General features: G+C 65.7%; 18 protein-coding genes and 1 pseudogene. 3 read left to right on the top strand and 16 right to left on the bottom strand.

The window, feature by feature from the left end; genetic code table 11:
- Positions 1-89 precede the first annotated feature (89 nt).
- From K320_RS0111325 to K320_RS19720, 5 genes and pseudogenes are all read right to left on the bottom strand, one after another.
- Positions 90-518 (bottom strand): DUF2147 domain-containing protein, encoded by a 429-nt coding sequence (locus K320_RS0111325; protein WP_024538951.1) that lies wholly within the window; start codon positions 516-518, stop codon positions 90-92.
- A 93-nt stretch (positions 519-611) separates the two neighbouring features.
- Entirely contained in the window at positions 612-2,408 is a 1,797-nt protein-coding gene (locus K320_RS0111320; RefSeq protein ID WP_024538950.1) for an acyl-CoA dehydrogenase C-terminal domain-containing protein, read from the bottom strand.
- 38 nt (positions 2,409-2,446) lie between these two features.
- Positions 2,447-3,091, bottom strand: a complete 645-nt coding sequence (locus K320_RS0111315; protein WP_029696068.1) for a TetR/AcrR family transcriptional regulator — start codon at positions 3,089-3,091, stop codon at positions 2,447-2,449.
- Between the two features lie 212 nt (positions 3,092-3,303).
- On the bottom strand, positions 3,304-4,191 hold the full coding sequence (gene argB, locus K320_RS0111310) for an acetylglutamate kinase (RefSeq protein WP_024538949.1): 888 nt from the start codon (positions 4,189-4,191) through the stop codon (positions 3,304-3,306).
- 285 nt (positions 4,192-4,476) lie between these two features.
- Positions 4,477-4,566 (bottom strand): annotated as a pseudogene (locus K320_RS19720) (polysaccharide biosynthesis protein); the annotation flags it as partial.
- 106 nt (positions 4,567-4,672) lie between these two features.
- Between K320_RS19720 and K320_RS0111300 the strand changes: the two are divergent.
- Positions 4,673-6,091 (top strand): ATP-binding protein, encoded by a 1,419-nt coding sequence (locus K320_RS0111300; protein WP_211236115.1) that lies wholly within the window; start codon positions 4,673-4,675, stop codon positions 6,089-6,091.
- Between the two features lie 146 nt (positions 6,092-6,237).
- Here the strand turns inward: K320_RS0111300 and K320_RS0111295 are convergent, their stop codons facing one another.
- Together K320_RS0111295 and K320_RS0111290 are read right to left on the bottom strand one after the other, a co-directional pair.
- Positions 6,238-7,338 (bottom strand): glycosyltransferase family 4 protein, encoded by a 1,101-nt coding sequence (locus K320_RS0111295; protein ID WP_024538946.1) that lies wholly within the window; start codon positions 7,336-7,338, stop codon positions 6,238-6,240.
- Positions 7,335-8,123, bottom strand: a complete 789-nt coding sequence (locus K320_RS0111290; protein WP_211236114.1) for a glycosyltransferase family protein — start codon at positions 8,121-8,123, stop codon at positions 7,335-7,337. The genes K320_RS0111295 and K320_RS0111290 overlap by 4 nt, the downstream gene beginning before the upstream one ends.
- A gap of 56 nt (positions 8,124-8,179) precedes the next feature.
- Here K320_RS0111290 and K320_RS0111285 point away from each other — a divergent pair, with 56 nt between their 5' ends.
- Both K320_RS0111285 and K320_RS0111280 read left to right on the top strand, forming a co-directional pair.
- Positions 8,180-11,917, top strand: a complete 3,738-nt coding sequence (locus K320_RS0111285) for a methyltransferase domain-containing protein (RefSeq protein ID WP_024538944.1) — start codon at positions 8,180-8,182, stop codon at positions 11,915-11,917.
- A gap of 200 nt (positions 11,918-12,117) precedes the next feature.
- A complete protein-coding gene (locus tag K320_RS0111280) occupies positions 12,118-13,692 on the top strand; it encodes a hypothetical protein (protein WP_024538943.1) in 1,575 nt (524 codons plus the stop codon).
- A 4-nt stretch (positions 13,693-13,696) separates the two neighbouring features.
- Here the strand turns inward: K320_RS0111280 and K320_RS0111275 are convergent, their stop codons facing one another.
- The 9 genes from K320_RS0111275 to K320_RS0111235 all read right to left on the bottom strand — a co-directional run.
- Positions 13,697-14,299, bottom strand: coding sequence for a methyltransferase domain-containing protein (locus K320_RS0111275; protein WP_024538942.1), 603 nt, complete (start codon positions 14,297-14,299; stop codon positions 13,697-13,699).
- A 9-nt stretch (positions 14,300-14,308) separates the two neighbouring features.
- Entirely contained in the window at positions 14,309-15,196 is an 888-nt protein-coding gene (locus tag K320_RS0111270; RefSeq protein WP_024538941.1) for a methyltransferase domain-containing protein, read from the bottom strand.
- Between the two features lie 58 nt (positions 15,197-15,254).
- Complete coding sequence (locus K320_RS0111265) at positions 15,255-15,584, bottom strand: type II toxin-antitoxin system PemK/MazF family toxin (RefSeq protein ID WP_245593876.1); 330 nt, start codon at positions 15,582-15,584, stop codon at positions 15,255-15,257.
- Complete coding sequence (locus K320_RS0111260) at positions 15,568-15,789, bottom strand: addiction module antitoxin (RefSeq protein ID WP_245593875.1); 222 nt, start codon at positions 15,787-15,789, stop codon at positions 15,568-15,570. The genes K320_RS0111265 and K320_RS0111260 overlap by 17 nt, the downstream gene beginning before the upstream one ends.
- A gap of 63 nt (positions 15,790-15,852) precedes the next feature.
- Entirely contained in the window at positions 15,853-17,079 is a 1,227-nt protein-coding gene (locus K320_RS0111255; protein WP_024538938.1) for an ABC transporter ATP-binding protein, read from the bottom strand.
- Positions 17,080-17,132: 53 nt separating this feature from the next.
- Entirely contained in the window at positions 17,133-17,933 is an 801-nt protein-coding gene (locus K320_RS0111250) for an ABC transporter permease (protein WP_024538937.1), read from the bottom strand.
- Positions 17,934-18,002: 69 nt separating this feature from the next.
- Positions 18,003-18,389 carry a type II toxin-antitoxin system VapC family toxin gene (locus K320_RS0111245; RefSeq protein WP_024538936.1) on the bottom strand — a complete coding sequence of 129 codons (387 nt, stop codon included), beginning with the start codon at positions 18,387-18,389 and terminating at the stop codon, positions 18,003-18,005.
- Positions 18,386-18,631, bottom strand: coding sequence for a type II toxin-antitoxin system Phd/YefM family antitoxin (locus K320_RS0111240; RefSeq protein WP_024538935.1), 246 nt, complete (start codon positions 18,629-18,631; stop codon positions 18,386-18,388). Before K320_RS0111240 ends, K320_RS0111245 begins: the two co-directional genes overlap by 4 nt.
- A gap of 227 nt (positions 18,632-18,858) precedes the next feature.
- Positions 18,859-19,042: transposase (locus tag K320_RS0111235; RefSeq protein WP_024538934.1), on the bottom strand; the 184-nt coding region annotated here is incomplete at its 5' end.

Raw genomic sequence — 19,042 nt, 5'->3', positions numbered from 1 at the left:
CCTTCGGGGGAAGGCGGGGATGGGGGCTCGCAACATGCCGCGCTGGCCCCCACCCCTGCCCTCCCCCAGAGGGGGAGGGAGAGATGCGCTTACTGCACCCGCTTCCACACCTGCGTGCGGAAGAACGGGCCGATGAAACCCCGCACCTGCAGTTGCTTGCCGCCTTCGATCGGCGTGAAGGTGGCGCGGTATTCCTTGCCGTTTTCCGGGTCGAGAATCTTGCCGCCTTCCCACACATCACCGCTTTCGGCCTGCGTGCCGCCGCGGATGATCTCCAGGCCCGCGATGGGCTTGTCCTTGCGGTCGTCCGTGCATTCGGTGCAAGTGGGTTTGGCGTCGGGCTTGAGCGTCTTGAGAATCTTGCCGCTCAGGGCCCCGGCGTTGTCCACGATCTGAATTTCGGCCTTGGGCTGGTTGGTCTTGTCGTCAATGCTGTTCCAGGTGCCCACGGGGGTCATCTGCGCCCATGCCGGGGCGGCGATTGCTATTGCAAAGAGAGCTGCCAGCGCTTTGTACATAAGGTCTCCGTTGATATTTTTTCAAAATTCGCGGCTGAAGCCGCTCCTACATCCACCATTTGTGGGAGCGGCTTCAGCCGCGAATAGCTCCACTCAAGCCAGCACCGCATCCGTATCCATCAGCGATTTGCCGCCCGCACGCGCGGTGCGCATCAGCGAATGGATCTCGGGGAAGAGCTTGGCGAAGTAAAAACGCGCCGTCTGCAGCTTGGCGGTGTAGAACGGGTCGGTGTCGCCCGCCGCAATCTTGCGCAGCGCCACCTGCGCCATGCGCGCGAACATGTAGCCAAACACTAGGTGCCCCGCCACGCGCAGGTAGTCCACGGCGGCGGCGCCCACCTCGTCGGGGTTCTGAAAGCCCTTGAAGCCGATCTCGGTGGTGAATTTGGTCATCTGCTCGCCCAGGATAGCGATCGGGTTGATGAACTCGGCCATGGCCTCGTTCACGCCCTCTTCCTGCACCAGCTGGCCGACGAGTTTGCCCAGTTTCTTCAGCACCGCGCCCTGATCGCCCAGCACCTTGCGGCCCAGCAGATCGAGCGACTGCACGGTGTTCGTGCCCTCGTAGATCAGGTTGATGCGGGCATCGCGCACGAACTGCTCCATGCCCCATTCCTTGATGTAGCCGTGGCCGCCGAAGACCTGCATGCAGGCGTTGGTCGCAGCAAAGCCGTTGTCGGTGATGAAGGCCTTGACGATGGGCGTGAGCAAGGCCACCAGGTCATCGCTCTCCTTGCGCACTTTTTCATCGGGGTGGTGGTGCGCCTTGTCCAGCAGCAGCGCGCAGAACACCTGCAGCGCCCGGCCGCCGTCGGCATATGCGCGGGCGGTGAGCAGCATCTTGCGCACGTCGGGGTGCACGATGATGGGGTCGGCCTCCTTGTCCTTGGCCTTCTTGCCCGAGAGGCTGCGCATCTGCAGGCGGTCCTTGGCGTAGGCCAGCGCATTCTGGAAGGCCACCTCCGTGAGGCCCAGCGACTGGTTGCCCACGCCCAGGCGCGCCGCGTTCATCATCACGAACATCGCCGCCAGGCCTTTGTTGGGCTCGCCCACCAGGGTGCCTACCGCGCCATCCAGGCTGATCGCGCAGGTGGCGTTGCCGTGGATGCCCATCTTGTGCTCCAGCGCGGTGCAGAACACCGGGTTGCGCTCGCCCAAAGAACCATCGGGCTTCACCACAAATTTGGGCACAACGAACAGGCTGATGCCCTTGCTGCCCTTGGGCGCATCGGGCAGGCGCGCCAGCACCAGGTGCACGATGTTGCTGGTGAAATCATGCTCGCCCGCGCTGATGAAGATCTTGTTGCCGGTGATCCTGTAGCTGCCATCGGGCAAGGGCTCGGCCTTGGTGCGCAGCAGGCCCAGGTCGGTGCCGCAATGCGGCTCGGTCAGGCACATGGTGCCGGTCCACTCGCCGCTGGTGAGCTTGGGCAGATAGGTCTTCTTCTGCTCCTCCGTGCCATGCGCGTGCAGAGCTTCATAGGCGCCGTGCGAGAGGCCGGGGTACATGGTCCAGGCCTGGTTGGCGCTGTTGAGCATCTCGTACAGGCACTGGTTCACCACGAACGGCAGGCCCTGGCCGCCGTATTCCGTCTCGCACGACAGCGCGGGCCAGCCGCCTTCCACATACTGCCGATAGGCCTCTTTGAAGCCCTTGGGCGGCGTCACCTCGTGCGTGGTCTGGTCGAGCTGGCAGCCCTCGCCGTCGCCGCTGATGTTGAGCGGGAAGGTCACTTCGGCGGCGAATTTGCCGGCCTCTTCCAGCACCGCATTGATGGTGTCCGCATCCACCTCCGCATAGCGCGGCATGGCCTTGAATTCGTCGCTCGCGTTGAACACCTCATGCATCACGAACTGCATGTCGCGCAGGGGTGGGGTGTAGCTGGGCATGGATGGGCTCCTGTGTTGAATGGATGAAAAGAAAAACCTCAGGCGGCGTAGCGCGTGAGGATGTTGTCGAAGCCCCGGTGCGCACGCTCCAGCGATCCGGGGGTCTGCAGGAAGCGCGCCTCGTAGTGCAGCGCCAGAATCATTCCGTGAATGCTGAACAGCACCTGTTCTTCATCGGTGTCGGCGCGCAGCTGCCCGCATTCCTTGCACTGCGCGATGGCGCGGCGCATCGCCGCCAGCCAGGTGCGCACCGAACCGGCCAGGGCCTCGCGTACCGGGCCGGGGCGGTCGTCGAACTCCGCCGCGCCGCTGATGTAGATGCAGCCCGAATCGATCTCCACCGAGGTGCGCTGCATCCAGCGGTCAAACAGCGCCTTCAGCCGCGGCAGGCCGCGCTCTTCCTGCATCGCGGGGTAGAACACCTCCTGCTCGAAGCGCTGGTGGTATTCGTGCACGACGGAAATCTGCAGTTCTTCGCGCGAGCCGAAATGGGCGAACACGCCCGATTTGCTCATGCCCGTCTCATCCGCCACCGCACCTATGGAAAGCCCTTCCAGCCCGATCTGGCTGGCGAGCTGCAGCGCCGCATCGACGATCATCGCCTTGGTCTGTTGCCCCTTGTGCGCAGGGCGGCCCACCGCGCGGTGCGCGGAGGAACGTGATGGAGCGGTCTGGTTTGGCATGAAATAAAACGAACGGTCGTGCTATTTTGCACGAAAGTCTGCTGCACTGCCAGTTCCACCGCGACAAAAATTAGGGCGGCTGCCCTATTGATCCGACCCTGTGAAGTTTGTACCGCTTGTGGGAGCGGCTTCAGCCGCGAACGGCTGCATTCGCGGCTGAAGCCGCTCCCACAACTGGAGATTGCATAGCGCCGGAGCAACAAGCCACTGCGCTACCCGCGGATCATCGTGCCGTAGGCCTGGTCCGTCAGGATTTCCAGCAGCATCGCGTGCGGCACGCGCCCATCGACGATGTGCACCGCGTTCACCCCGGCCTTGGCGGCATCGATCGCGCCGGCCAGCTTGGGCAGCATGCCGCCGGAGATGGTGCCATCCTGGATCAGGCCATCGATCTGCGCCGCTGTGAGCTCGGGCAGCAGCTTGCCCTGTTTATCCAGCACGCCGGGGATGTTGGTGAGCAGCAGCAGCTTTTCCGCTCTCAGCTCGGTCGCCAGGCGGCTGGCCACCACGTCGGCGTTGATGTTGTAGCTTTCGTTGTCCGCGCCAAAGCCGATCGGGCTGACCACGGGGATGAAGGCATCGTCCTGCAGCGCCTTCACCACGCTCGAATCGATCGCGACGATCTCGCCCACCTGGCCCACGTCGTGTTCCAGACTGGGGTCTTTGTGGTCGAGCATCTTGAGCTTTTTCGCGCGCATCAGGCCGCCGTCGCGCCCGGTCAAACCCACCGCCTTGCCGCCCGCCTGGTTGATCAGGCCCACGATGTCCTGCTGCACCTCGCCGGCCAGCACCCATTCGACCACCTCCATGGTCTCGGCGTCGGTCACGCGCATGCCCTGGATGAATCGGCCCTCCTTGCCCAGGCGCTTCAGGGCCGCCTCGATCTGCGGCCCGCCGCCATGCACCACCACCGGGTTCATGCCCACCAATTTGAGCAGCACCACGTCCTCGGCGAAATCCTGCTGCAGCGCCGGGTCGGTCATGGCGTTGCCGCCGTATTTGATGACCAGCGTCTTGCCGTGGAACTGGCGGATGTAGGGCAGCGCCTGGGCCAGGATTTCGGCCTTGTCGCGGGCGGCGATGGATGCAGATTCGGTCATGGGCGGACACTCAAGGTAATTGGAAACAGCGTTATTGATCAGGCCCGATGAGGTCTCCAGTCGTGGGAGCGGCTTCAGCCGCGAACGGTTGCGTGGCTGAAGCCGCTCCCACAATCTCAGTACAGACTTCACCTAGCCGGATCAATCATTGTGGCGCACTCAGGTAGCTGCGGACTCCGTGGCGAGCTGCTCGTGGCGGTAGCCTCCTACCAATTGCGCAAGAAGACTGTGGATCGCTTCTGTGTCGCCCGCCTTGGCGGCGCAGCGCAATTCCAGCAGGGCAGGAACCAGCTCGGCGTGCGTCACCGTCAAAGGCCCGCCATGACGCAACTGCCTTCGAAACAGCGGCACCACGCTGCCGCTGCTGTGCACCACCAGCGCGCTAGCCAATGGCTGGTGCAAGCGTTGCATTACGGCTGGGCGTCGTCCTAACCACTCACCCAAAAGTTGGTTGTTTTGTAAGAAGCCAGCCCTCTGAAAGATGGCTGTTGGTGCGAAATCCAGCGCAGCGAGGGTGCCATTCCCACAAGTTAAATTGTATTTTTTAAACGGACGTATTCAAATAAAATTGACTTTCATGAACGATCAATTTCGCGCCATTTTCCGTCAAAAAATTTTGGACACGCAGGCCGCGCCATTGCCCGCACTCACGCGACGCGATGTGTGGCTGCCTGCGGTACCGGGCAAGGCCTTGGCGGTGATTGGCATGCGCCGCGCGGGCAAGACCAGCTTTTTGTGGCAACTGTTGGCGCAGCGCCATGCCCAGGGTATGCCACGCCAGGGGCTGCTGTACTTCAGCTTCGAGGACGAGCGACTGGCGGGCTTGCAGGGCAGCGATCTGGACATGCTGCTGGATGAGTATTACCGCCTGCACCCGCAGTGGCGGGATCAGCGGCGATGCACGTTTTTCCTGGACGAAATTCAAGTGGTGCCGGGCTGGGAGCTGTTTGCGCGCCGCTTGCTCGACAGCGAAAACGTGGAGCTGTTCTTGTCCGGCTCGTCAGCCAAGCTGCTTTCGCGCGAGGTGGCCACCAGCATGCGCGGGCGCGCACTGGAAGCGGTGGTGTCGCCCTTCAGCTTGCGTGAGGCGCTGCGCCATGCGGGGCAAGAGCCCGCTGTTGCGAGTGACCGTCTGCCCAAGGCGGAGCTGTCGCAGTTGGATGCGGCGCTGGATCGTTATCTGGCTGAGGGGGGCTTTCCTGAGGCTCAGGGGCTGGATGCGCGCAGCCGCGGCGAGCTGCTGCGCAGTTATGTGGACGTGGTGCTGCTGCGCGATGTGCTGGAACGCCATAACCTGAGCCAGCCCCAGGTGTTGCGCTGGTTGGTGCAGCAGCTCTTGGGCAATGCGGCGGGGGGCTTCAGCATCAATAAATTTCACGCCGATTTGCGCTCGCGCGGGGTGCCTGTGGCCAAGGAGACTTTGCACCAGATGCTGGCGCATCTGGAAGATGCCTTTTTGCTTCACAGCGTGGCCCTTGCAACCGACTCTGTTCGCCGCCAGCAGGTCAACCCGCGCAAGGTTTATCCGGTGGATACGGGGTTGATGGCGCTGTTTGACAAATCCGGCAAACCCAATGGCGGCCATGCGCTGGAGACGGCGGTGCTGCATGCACTGCTGCGCCGGGGTGCGCAGGTGGGCTATGTGCTGACGCCTGGCGGGTTTGAGGTGGATTTTTACGCCCATCTGCCAGATGGTCAGCAATGGCTGGTGCAGGTGTGTCTGGACATAGGCGACGCCGCTACCCCGCAGCGCGAGGTGCGTGCCTTGCAAGATGCGCAAGCTTTGTGGCCGCGGGCACGCTGCTTGTTGGTGGCGCAATACATGCCGGCCAAGGTTGCCTTGCCTGATGGAATGGAGTTGCATCAGGCCAGCGTGTGGTTGCTGGGCGATGGGGGATAGCGTGTCATCGCGGCGAGGGCGCCGCTCCCACAGAGAAGGGGGTTGTTTTGTAGGAGGCCAGCCCTCTGGCCGATGGATCGGCCGATCAGTGGTCAATTGGGCTACGAAATAGCCGAACAATCTCTCACCCGAAACCCATTACAAAATCAAAACTTCATCCAGTCCGGCACCTTGAAGCGCACGATGGCCACGTAGGCTGCCACATAGCTCACGCAGAACAGCAGGCACAGCCCGAGCAGCACCGGCGTGTTGCTCCAGAACAGCACCGCCGGCACGACGGACAGCATGGTGAAGGCCCACAGGTAGGGCGCGGTGCGGTTGTTGCGCTTGAGCATGCGCCGCGCTTCGTCCTCGAACAGCACGCTGCGCACGATGCGCCGGTAAATCAGCTGGTGAAAATGCAGCGCATCCGCCATGCCGGGAGACTCGCCGCGCGCCAGTTTGCGGTAGATGGAAAACACCGTCTCCCAGACCGGATAGATCAGCAGCAGCACCGGAAACCAGGGAGAAACCTGCGGGTGGCGCTGCACCAGGGCAATGCTCGCCAGCGCCACCACGCCACCCCAGAGGTAGGCGCCGCCATCCCCCGCAAACAGCAGGCCGCGCGGATAGTTCCATACCAGAAACCCCGCCGTCGCACCCGCCATGCAGACCACGATGGCCGCCAGCTGCCTGTCTCCCACCTGCAGGCAGACATGCACCAGCGCCAGGCTGATGATGAAGGCCACCATGCCGGCCAGCCCGTTGTAGCCGTCGATGATGTTGAACGCGTGCGGCAGGCCCGCCACCGCCAGCAGGACAACCCCCATGCCCAGCCAGGGCGCAGCATGCAGCAGCCCATCGACCCAGGGCAAGTCCAGCCGCTGCACCTCCAGGCCCAGAAGCCACAGCGCCAGCAAGCCCGATACCAGCGTCATCGCCAGGCGCCACGCCACCTTCAGTCGCTGCGTCAAATCCTCTGCAATGCCGCACAGCACCGCCGGCAGCAGCACGGCCAGCCAGTGCACCACGCCGCCACCCAACTGCAATGAACCGGGATCGCCAGTCAGCGTCTGCCAGGCCCCGGCAAACCAGCCCGCGCACAAGCCCAGCAAAAGGGCGATCCCGCCCAGGCGCGGCACCTCCCCCATGTGGAACCGCTGCGGCTTGCCCAGGCCATACCGCACGGACCGCCACCCCAGCCAGCGAATCACCAGGGCCGCGGAGCACAAGGTCACCAGAAACGCCACCACGGCCAGCACGATCATGGCCGTCCTTCGTGCGCCAGCGGCGTCAAGGGCGCGGGCGCGAGCCGGCCCGCGGCCCTGAATGTGGGCGAACACCACAGGCGCAGCAGGCTGCGCAGATGCCAGGCCAGATGCCGCAGGCTGCGGTGGCTGGCCCGCTGCCCGGCATGCACCACCGTGACCGGCGCACGCACCAGGCGCAGACCGGCCAGGCGCAGGCGCAGGCTCAGGTCCACATCCTCGCAATACATGTAATAGCGTTCATCAAACCCGCCCAGCTGCCGCCACACGGGCGCCGGCAACACCAGGCAGGCCGCGTTGACCCAGTCCGTGCGCGGCTCGCTTCGGCCCAGCACACGCCGGCGCCACAACGCCATCGGCGTGGGCAGCGCACGTTCGCTGTCCTGCAAGCGCCCCCGCGCATCCCGCTGCAAAGGATAGGCCGCCCCCACGCCCGCGCCGCCCGCCTGGGCGATCAGGCCGGCAAACGGATCATTCGCCAGGCGCACATCCGGGTTGAGCACGCAGACCCACGGCTCTTGCGCGCCGGCGAGCGCACGGTTATGGTTGGCGCCAAAGCCCAGCGGGCGGGCATTGCGGCGCACCTGGAGCACGAAAGGCCACCGATCCGTGGGGCCGGCCGGCGCCGGCTCGCCCGGCAGGTTCAGCGTCAGCACCACGCGCGTGACCACACCCGGGCTGAGCCTCGCCAGGTCTTGCAGCAGCTCGCGCACGGCCGCGCCATGTCCGTGGCTGACCACGGACACCACAAGACCCTCCCGCACCGGAAAATGCACCGCTCCCATGAGGCCGCTATTGTCGCCGCACGGCGGCCCGCCCCGCCTTGGGATAATCCGCGCCCATGACACAAACCATCACGGATCTGCACGTCTACCTGCGCAGCATCCGCGAGGGCGAACGCACCTCGCTCTCCGTTCTTGCCAGCCTCGCCCCACCCGGCGCCACGGTGCTGGATCTCGGCTGCGGCAGCGGCGCGCTCGGCCAGTACCTGCGCGAAACCCGCCAGTGCACCGTCGACGGCCTGACCTGGAGCGAAGCCGAGGCCGCGCACGCCCGCCCGCACTACCGCCGCGTGGTCGTCGACAACCTGGAGACCTGCGATCTGCTGGAAACATTCGAGCACAACAGTTACGACACCATCGTCTGTGCCGACGTGCTCGAACACCTGAGCCAGCCCGAGCGCGTGCTCGATGCCTGCCGCCTGCTGCTCAAAAGCGGCGGGCAACTGCTGACATCCGTCCCCAACGCCGGCTACGCCGGGCTGATCGCCGAACTGCTGCAGGGCGAGTTCCGCTACCGCGAGGAAGGATTGCTCGACCGCACCCACCTGCGCTTTTTCACGCGCCGCTCGCTCAGCCGCTTCCTCGGAGAAAACCGATGGGCGCTGCGTCAGCTGGACACCATCCGCCGCGAACTGCCGGAATCGGAGTTCAAAACCCGCTTTGACGAGCTGCCGCCCGCCGTCGCGCGCTACCTGCTGGCCACGCCCGATGCGCTGGCCTACCAGTTCATCGGCGCCGCCGAACCCGCCCCGGAGGTGGTGGCCAACGACTTCGGCGCCAACGACGCGCCCGCCACCGCGCTGTTCACCGCGCAGCTGTACGTGGCCTATGGCCGCCAGGGCTTTGCCGAGCAGGACAAGCGCAGCGCCACCGGCGTGCTGGGGCAGGAGCGGCAAACGCTGCACTTCACGCTGCCCGACAGCGCCGCGCCGCCCACCACCATCCGCCTGGACCCGGCCGACCGCCCCGGCTTTCTGCACCTGCACCGCCTGCGCCTGCTCGATGCGCAGGCCCATTGCCTGTGGCAATGGACCAGTGCGGACGGCGCCGGCGCGCTGCTGGCCAACACCCGGCTGCAATCCATCGTCTGGCAGGGCCCGCTGCCCGCCAGCAGCCCCGCGCTGCTGCTGCTGACCGGCGAGGACCCGTGGCTTGAACTGCCCATCCCCGCCGCGCAGCTCTCGGGCGCCGCGCGGCTGGAGGTGGAACTGGGCTGGCCGATGTCGGCCGACTATCTGGCGCTCTCGGCCACCGTCCAGCCGCTGCTGGCGCGTCTGGGCGTGCTGGAGCCGCAACTCCAGACCAGCCTTGCCCAGACCCGGCTGCTGCAGGAACAAAGCAGCAGCTTTCAGCAGCAGGCCGACCAGTGGCAGCGCGAGACCGCCCGCCTGCGCCACGAACTGCGCGGCCTGGGCGAACACCTCACGGCCATAGAGAATTCCACCATCTTCCGGGCCACGCGCCCGCTGGTCGCCGCCAAGATGCAAGTCGATCGCCTGCTGGGCCGCACGCCCAGGCGCCTGCGCGCCGCGCGCCGCCCGGCCGCCACACCCATCGCCCCCGCCGCCCACCCGGTGGACATCATCATCCCGGTCTACAAGGGCTTGGCCGATACCCGGCGCTGCATCGCCTCGGTGCTCGCGGCGCCGCTGGCCTGCGACTGGCGCCTGGTCGTGATCAACGATTGCAGCCCCGAGCCCGAAGTCACCGCCTGGCTGCGCGAGATTGCCGCGCAGCACCCGGACCGCATCACGCTGCTCGAAAACGAGGAGAACCTCGGCTTCGTCGCCACGGTGAACCGCGGCATGCAGCATTCCAGCGACAACGACGTGCTGCTGCTCAACAGCGACACCGAGGTGGCAAACGACTGGCTCGACCGCATCCGCGCCGCCGCCTATGGCGACGCCAAGGTCGCCAGCGTCACGCCGTTCTCGACCAACGCCACCATCTGCAGCTACCCGCGCTTCTGCAAGGACAACCCGCTGCCGCCGGGCGAAACCACCGCCAGCCTGGATGCGCTGTGCGCCCGCACCCACCCCGGCGCGGTCGTCGACGTGCCCACCGGCGTGGGTTTCTGCATGTACATCCGCCGCGACTGCCTGCGTGACGTGGGCCTCTTCGACGTGGCCAACTTCGGCAAGGGCTACGGCGAAGAAAACGACTTCTGCCAGCGCGCCGCCGCCAGGGGCTGGCGCAACCTGCATCTGCTCGACACCTTCGTGCTGCACACCGGCGGCGTGAGCTTCGGCGACAGCAAGAGCCCGCGCGAGCGCGCCGCCATGCAGACCCTGGACCGCCTGTACCCGCGCTATGCGCGCGAGGTGCAGGCCTTCGTGCAGGCCGACCCGGCCGCGCCGTACCGGCTGGCGCTGGACGTGGCCCGTCTGCAGGTCGCGCACCGGCCCACCATCCTCGCCGTGCTGCACGACCGCGCCGGCGGTACGGTGCGGCATGTGCGCGAACTGGCCCTGCACCTTGCCGGCACGGCGCAGTTTCTCACGCTCACGCCGGCGGCCGGCGGCCGCGTGCTGCTGCGCATGGCAGGCCGGGGCGAAGGCTTCACCCTCGCCTTCCGCCTGAAAGACCAGTGGAACGATCTGCTCACCGTGCTGCGCCAGCTCGGCGTCCGCCATCTGCACTACCACCACCTGCTCGGGCACGATGCGCGCGTGCGCGACCTGCCCGCGCTGCTGCATGTGGCCTACGACTGCACGGTGCACGATTACTACAGCTATTGCACTTACATCAGCATGACCGGCAAAGGCAGTCACTACGAAGGCGAGAGCGCCCCGGGCCAGTGCCGCTGCTGCCCGCCCGAGATGGCCGCGCCGGGGGACGCACCCTCGGATGCCAAAACCGTCGCCCAATGGCGCGGCGCCAACGCCTACCTGCTGACCAACGCACGCCACGTCTTCACCCCCAGCCACGACTGCGGCGCGCGCATCGCCGCATTTGCCCCGGCAGCCAGCGTGCTCGTCGTGCCGCACACCGACATCGCACCCGGCACGCACCTGCCCACCCCAGCGCCCGCCCCTTTCTTTCCCCCTCTCCCTCTGGGAGAGAGCAGGGGTGAGGGCCGCCCGCTGAAGATCGTCGTCATCGGCGCGCTCAGCGTCATCAAGGGTGCCGACGTACTCGAAGCGGCAGCGCTGGAAGCCGCCAGGCGCAACGCACCGCTGGAATTCCACCTGCTGGGCTACTGCTACCGCCACCTGCAGACCCAGCCGCGCGCGCGCCTCACGGTGCACGGCGAGTACCAGGACGAAGACCTGCCCGGGCTGCTGGCCTGGCTGCAGCCCGACCTGGTGTGGTTCCCGGCCCAATGGCCGGAAACCTACAGCTACACGCTGAGCGCGGTGCTGCAGGCCGGCCTGCCCGTGGCCGTGCCCGACATCGGCGCCTTTGCCGAACGCGTCGCGGGCCGCCCCTGGAGCTGGGTACACCCGTGGGACCAGAGCGCGGCGCAATGGGTGGCATTTTTCACCGGGCTGCGCAGCGCCCACTTTGCCAGCGCCACGCCGCCCGAACCACCCGTGGGCACGCACGGTGCCGCGGCCGACTGGCGCTATGAGCGCGACTACCTGGCGGGCCTGCCCGCGCCCGTCGCCTCCGGCGCGCCGCCCCTGACGGCCGCCGCGCTCGCCGCCTGGCTGCCCCAGCCCGGCGCCGATGCCGTGGTCAAGACCGGCCTGCTCGGTGTGCTCGTGCGGCTGCGCAGCCTGCCCCTGCTGCGCAGCGTCGCGCGCGCCGTGCCCGCGCACTGGCAGCAGCGCGTCAAGACCTGGCTGCAGGCCTGATTCGTTCGCGGCTGAAGCCGCTCCCACAAAAACCCAGATACCTCTATTTTTGCTGTGAGAGCGGCTTCAGCCGCGAACGACTTCCGCAAATCATCAACCTCAGACAGTGACCAAAGTCACTTGTCCACCCTCTCGTGGCGCCACAGAATGGCTGCACGTGCCCCGCGGCACGCCCGCAACCACGACGCAGAGGGAATCCCATGATGCACGCCAGACAGTTTCAACGCTCCGCCGCACTCGCCGGCAGCGTCCTCTTCGCTGCCTTGGGTGCCCAGGCGGCCGGCAGCTTCACGGTGCAGAACGGCAACTGGGTGGTCACCTCCGAACTCAACGGCGAGCCCGGACGCGGCATGAACATCGACGTGCAGGACGGCACGCTGGTGATGCAGGTCTACAACTACGACATCGCCGGCCAGCCCACGTTTCACATGAGCTACGGCCCCATCACCGCCAACCACTTCAGCGGCGCGCTGCGCCAGTACAAGGACGGGCGCTACTACGGCAGCGGCCCCAGGAGCGCCGAGGAATACGGCAGCGCCGGCGACGTGCAGGTGAATTTCACTTCCGCCACCACCGGCACCATCCAGTTCCCGGGTGAGCCCGCGGTGGCCATCTCGCGCTACAACTTCGACAACATTCCCGCGGGCACCCTGTCGGGGCCCAAGACCACCGAACAGTGGCTGCTGGCCGAGCTGGACGACAGCGACAAACCCGTCAATGCCATCCTGCTCTACACCACCACCACGGGCTTTTCCCCCGGCCCCATGAACGTCCCCGCGATCAACACCGCGCAATCCTTCAAGGACGGCAGCGGCGCCTTCACCATCTGCAGCTACGCCAGCGCCACGCAGCAATTCACCTGCGACATCCAGTTCGACGGGACGCCAGGCAAGCGCAAACTGGTGTGGTCCAAGAACCTGGAGAGCATGTCCGGCCGGATCAGCGCCACCGGGGGCTGCACCTTCTCGCCCTGCCCACCCACCACGCGGCGCGTCGTCGGCATGCGCCTGGGGATCGGAGACACCTCCTCCGCAGTCAAAGTGGATTGGCAGATGGACGCCCCGTCGGCCTCCATGTCGCCACCCATCTACCAGCCGGCGCCCGATCCGGGCAACTGGATCATCACGTCCGAGCTGGACGGCAAGCCCGGCCGCGGCATGGCCATTGACGTGCAGTCCGGCAAACTGGTGATGCAGGTCTACAACTATGAAACATCGGGCGCCTCCACATTCCACATGGCCGTAGCGGACTACGCACAGGGCAAGGCTGCCGACTCGCTCATCCGCTACGAAGGTGGCCGGTACTACGGCGGGCCGGCGCTCATCGCCCATGCAGCCGGGGATGCGGGCCCGGTGCAGGTCAATTTCACCAGTCCGACCAAGGGCACCATCCAATTCCCCGGTGAACCTGCCGTTTCCATGCAACGCTATCAATTTGGCGACGCCGCGGCTCCGCAGCCAGAGTCGCTCTTTGGCGGCTGGATGATCTTTGATCCCGGCAAAAACCAGCTGGAGTACTACACCCTCGACCATGTGTACGCGGGTGACCCAACCGTCGCGACAGGCACTGGCGCCCTGCTCTCCATCCGCTGCAACTACCCTGGCGGCGCGGCCGAGGCGGTGAAGTGCACGGACCAAACCTTCACGTCCATCGATGACTACCGCTTTACACCCGTCAACGGCCGCGCCATCGGCAGCCATGACGAAACCAGCACCATCTACGTCCTGCGCGTGAAAGACCGCAACGGCGTGCTCGCAGGGCTGGGCAAGTTCTGAACTTTCAGCCGCGATACCCGGGTACCGTCCAGTAGCGCAGCCGCTGCATCGCCCTGCGGTGCAGCTTTTGCGCAGCGGACAGCATGGGCTGGCGAAACACACCCACGGTGTCACCCCAGGGCGCGCTGTCCTCGCTTGGGTGCGGCTGCCAGTCGGTGCTCACGCGCAGCAGTTCCATGCCCGCGTATTTGGCCAGTGCCCGGAACCCATCCGGATAAAACCGCCAGCAATCCTGCGGATAGCGGTGCTCCGGCCCGCGCGACGGCGCCAGCAGAAAGATCAGCCCCCCGGGCTTGAGCACGCGCGCCATCTCCAGCCAGGTGAGCCAGAAATATTCCACATGCTCGAACGCCTGCCCGGAGACGATCACGTCCACCGAATGGCTGGCCAGCGGCAGCCGGTAGGGCGAGGTCAGCACCACATCCACATTTGGCCCCGCCGCCAGATCCACGCCGGTATAGCGCCACGCGGGATGCAGGAAGAACTGCTTGTAGCTGCCGTTGACGTCGTAGCTGCCGATATCGACGATGGACAGCGGCTCTGCCGTGCGCTCCGAAAGGTACTGATGCACCAGGCCCTGCACATGGGCCAGCGAACTCGTATGCATGCCGCCTCCTCAATGCGCGGGTTTTTCCAGCACCCAGGCATCCTGGTGGTGCCAGAAATGCTGGGGTGAAAAACCCCGCACCACCGCATCCGGCAGGTGCTGGGCGATGCAGGCGCGCACGAATGCTTCGGAGCTGAAGGCGGTGCCGTACTCCTGCGCGTCAATCGCATTCGATTCGCTCGACGGCGTGAAAAAGAATCCATCCGGCTCCAGCGTCACGCCCTGCTTGCGCACCGCCGCATCGCCGTGCGTGGTGAACACCAGCACGCCACCGGGCGCCACCATGGCGTAGATGCGCACCAGCCAGCGCGCCCAGGTCGAACGCGGCAGGTGACTGAACAGCGAGAGCACGAACACCACGTCGTGCTGCTGCGCGTGCGCCACCTGTTCGGGCACGGACGCCGAGACAAAACCCGAAACCCCGAGCGCCGAGCGCGCGAAGTCCACCGCATCCGCCACCACGTCGGACACCACCACCCGCGGCGCGCCCAGCGCCTTGACCAGGTGGCGCGTGAAGCGGCCGTGGCCGCTGGCGAACTCCAGAAAGCTGCGCGTCTGCAGCAGCGGATGGCCGGCCGCCTCCAGCAGCAGCACCAGCTCGGCCATGGTGCGCCAGCCATCGGCCAGGTAGTCGCGGATCGGGTTCAGGCTGGACGGGTGCGCCGCGAAGAACTTGAAGATGTCGTCCGCTTCGGAAATTTCGCAGGGGCAGCCCATCCACTGCCCGTAGGACAGCAGGGGGAATTCGCGCTCGATCAGCCGGTGCGCCGCCAGGCGCGTGTCGCGCTCGTCGCGCGCACGCACCAGCAGCTCGCCCGCGCCCGCACGGTCGCCTTGCGCCAGCAGGCGCTCGGCTTCGCTCAGCCAGTGCTGGCCTTGGGTTGTTGTTTGCGTCATAGGGATGTTTGGGGAAAATCAAATCGCGGCGAGAACCCTTCGTTCAGCAGCCGGATCACTATCGCGGCAAGGCGAGATGCACCTTGATCGCATCTTCAACCGCCTGCATATCTGCCTTGGCAAGCAAGCCGACCCGGCTTTTGAGCCGCGATTTGTCGGCTGCCATGATCTGGTCGGCCATGGCCTTGCTGCTTTGTTCGCCAACCGTAACCACGGCTTCACCGGGGTACTGCCGCCCCGTATTGCTGGTTACCGGAACCACCACCACACGCGCGAGATGGCGATTGGCCGCATCGTTGCTCACGATCACGGCCGGCCGCGTCTTGCGGATTTCACTGCCCACCGCTGGGTCGAACTCGACCCACCAGACTTCACCGCGTCGCATCATCGGCCATGTCGGCAGCCAGCGCGTTGCACCATTGCGCGGCCTCGGCCTCGCGTTCTTTGTCGGCAGCCATGGCCTGGTAGCCGCTGTCCAGCGAGGTATCCGCCACATGCGGGCGAATCAGATCTTCAATGAACTGGCTCATCTTGCGGCGTCCCACGGTTCGGTAAAGTCCCTCATACACCGCCTCATCGAGGGTGATGGTCATTTTTCTGTGCATTGAGCAGCCTCATGTAAATACGGTATACGTATTACATTTTACCATCCACCCTCACCCCCACCGATGCGGCAGCCGCACCAGCCCCGGCATCAGCGTCGGCGAGACGAAGCGAAAGCGCTGGTACTGCAGCCACGCGTCGTACAGCACCAGCCCGGTTTCGTCGAATAGATAGGCGCTCACCACATACTCGCCGCTGTGCAGCGGCAAGTCGGGAAAGGTCAGCACCGCCTGCCAGGTGCCATCCGGCTGGAGGATGGGGCGCGCGCCCTCCTCGTGCGTGGCCAGCGAGGTGATGCCCGAGCCCTGCGCCAGTTCGATCATGAAACCCAGGTTCGGGCATTCATCGCCCCGCCCGCGCACCGTGAAGCGCACCACCAGATCGGGGCTGGCGAGCAGCGCCGGGCGGTCGCCGTCCAAGTCGTCGATCGTCACCGCCATCAGGCAGGCGCCCTGGGCATCGGTCTGCGGCATGCGCCTGGCGTCTGCCGCGGGCTCCCCATCGGCCTGCAGCGGCGCCAGCGCCTGCTCGCGCAGGCGGCTGTGCAGCTCGTAGGCACCCATCACCGCCTCGGTCTCGCCCTGCTCCACCACCTGGCCATCGCGCAGCCACAGCGCCCTATCGCACATGTGGCGGATGTGGTAGGAACTGTGCGAGCAGAACACGATGGCGCAGCCGCTTTCGCGAAAGGCCATGATGCGCTCGGTGCACTTCTTCTGGAAATGCTGGTCGCCCACGGCCAGCGCCTCGTCGATGATGAGCACATCGGGCTGCACGGCGGTGACCAGCGCGAACGCCAGGCGCACCACCATGCCCGAGGAATAGGTCTTCACCGGCCGGTCCATGGCTTCGCCCAGTTCGGAGAAGGCGATGATTTCGGGCTCCAGCCGCGCCATCTGCTCCGCGCCTATGCCGATCAGGCTGCCGCCAAAGTACAGGTTGTCGCGCCCGCTGAAATCGGGGTGGAAGCCCGCTCCCAACTCCAGAATCGCGGTCACCCGCCCGGCGTGCCAGACGCTGCCGCTGCTGGGCTGTATCGTGCCCGTCAGCAGTTTGAGCAGGGTGCTCTTGCCCGCGCCGTTGTCCCCGATCACGCCCAGGCACTGGCCGCGCTGCAGTTCAAACGTCACGCCCCGCAAGGCCCAATGGCTGCGGTGCAGCGCCCGGCGCGTGAACAGCGCGCGAAAGCGTTCGCGCGGCGAGGCGTAGAGGCGGTATTCCTTGGCCAGGGCGTCGGCACGCAGGACGGTGGGGGAGTTCGCGGCTGAAGCCGCTCCCACAGGAGAGGACTCGGCCTGGCTTTGTGGGAGCGGCTTCAGCCGCGAATCAGCACTCACAGCCAATCCACCAACTGCTCGCGGCTGCGCGCCACCAGCAGCGACAGCGCCCCAGCCAGCACAGCGATCCACGCCAGCAACGCCACCCACACCGCCGCAGGCGGCCAGGCGCCCTGCAGCAGCAGCGACTGCAGGCCCAGCACCACCGGCGTCATCGGGTTGCACCACAGCACCCAGCGCCACGCCGCGGGGAACAGCGTGATGGGGAACAGCACCGGCGAGAGGAAGATGCCGATGGCCAGCCCAAACCCCACCACCTGCACCACATCGCGCAGCGCCGCCGCCATGATGGCCAGCAGCCAGGCCAGCAGCACCGCCATCAGCAGCATCAACAGCAGCAGCGGCAGCACCGCCACCACGGCAAGCGCAAAGTGGTGCAGCGGCGCATAGGCCAGCACCAGCAGCAGCAGCAGCGGCCCATACACCACCGCGCTGGCGGCCACCGTGCGCAGCGGAAACAGCGCGGGCGGCAAGGCGTTTTTCTGCAACAGGCCGCCCGCATCCAGCAGGCTGGAAGTGCCCCGGCCCACCGCATCGCAGAACGCCATCCAGGGCAGGCTGCCGACGATGAGATAGGTGCCCACGCGGCCCGTGGGCGCCTTGTCGCCCAGGCGCATGCCGAAGACGATGTCGAACACCAGGTAATACGCCGCCACCGTCAGCAGCGGCTGCACATAGGCCCAGGCCACACCCGCCGCCGAACCCTGGTAGCGCGCATGCACCTCGCGGCGCGTGAGCACGCGCAGCAGCGCGCGCAGGCGCCAGAGCTGGGCGAGTTCCTGAAAGAGAGCTGTCATGCTATCGGGAGTATAGCTTTTGGCGCTTGTCCCATATGCACTGAAGCCCAATTTGAATCACAATTCGTATCAAACAAAAATCACCGTGTCGCTATAGAGCGCCACATGGCGATCATGCGTCACAAGCCGCATGGGCTCGGTCATGGCCTGGGCGATCAGAAGCCGGTCAAACGGATCTTGATGGTGCCCGGGCAATCCTTCCACCCCCATGGCATGCTCGGCTGAAATACTCAAAATTCCGTAGCCTGACGCCTGGAAATAGCGCAACGCATCCGCACTCGATATCGGCATGTCACCACGGCCCAAGGCACGCTTGATGGCAATTTCCCAGAGGGAGGCTGCACTCACCCACACCTCATTGGCCGCGCCCTCGATAAGCCCACGCGCCATGACAGGTAGCCGAATGTCATCGACGATGGCCCATAACGCAATGTGCGTGTCCAGCAGCAGCCTCACGATGCCAGCCCTGAAAACAGCACGGCGACCTCGGCATTGCCGCCGTCTATGCTCTCGGGTACCTGAAACACCCCTTTGGCCACCCCAATGCGCTGGCCTGCGTGTTCGGCAGCAACAGGAACCAGACGGGCCGCAGGACGGCCGTTGCGTGCGATGGTGATTTCGCGCTCACGCCCCGTCTCCACCGCCTCGACAAGGCGTGAAAGCGAGGACTTGGCTTCGAACATGTTGACAGTTGGCATGTGCATCCTTGGCATTTGATTTTCTTAGGTTAGTCTAACTTAGCCAAATTCAAAAACCTAGGAGTCTGCGCGGCAGACGTGAAATGATGAGCTGTTCGACGCCACTGCAGGCACCGAGCCGTTGGTGCGAAGACCAAGGAACGCGCATCCGATGCGCTGCAGGGTCGAGTATCGAGTCGCCATTCGGGCGGCAGCGGGTTCGAGAAGGTTTTGCCTTGTGTTTTGCCTCACAAGTACGCCATGCGCCGCAGATTCAGCGCCATGCAGACGAGTTTCCACTCGCATCTGGCTTTGGCGAAGCTGCGCAGACTGAACTGGCGGAACCCCAGGACCGACTTGATCCACCCATTGGGTGGCTCAACGATGTGCTTGCGTCGACGATAGGCGTCCTTGACCCGTGCCGTCTGTAAT

This window comes from Comamonas badia DSM 17552 (assembly GCF_000484635.1).
GTDB classification, from domain to species: domain Bacteria; phylum Pseudomonadota; class Gammaproteobacteria; order Burkholderiales; family Burkholderiaceae_C; genus Comamonas_C; species Comamonas_C badia.
Note: the sequence above shows the minus strand (reverse complement) of the source record. Positions and strands in the feature narration are given on the sequence as shown.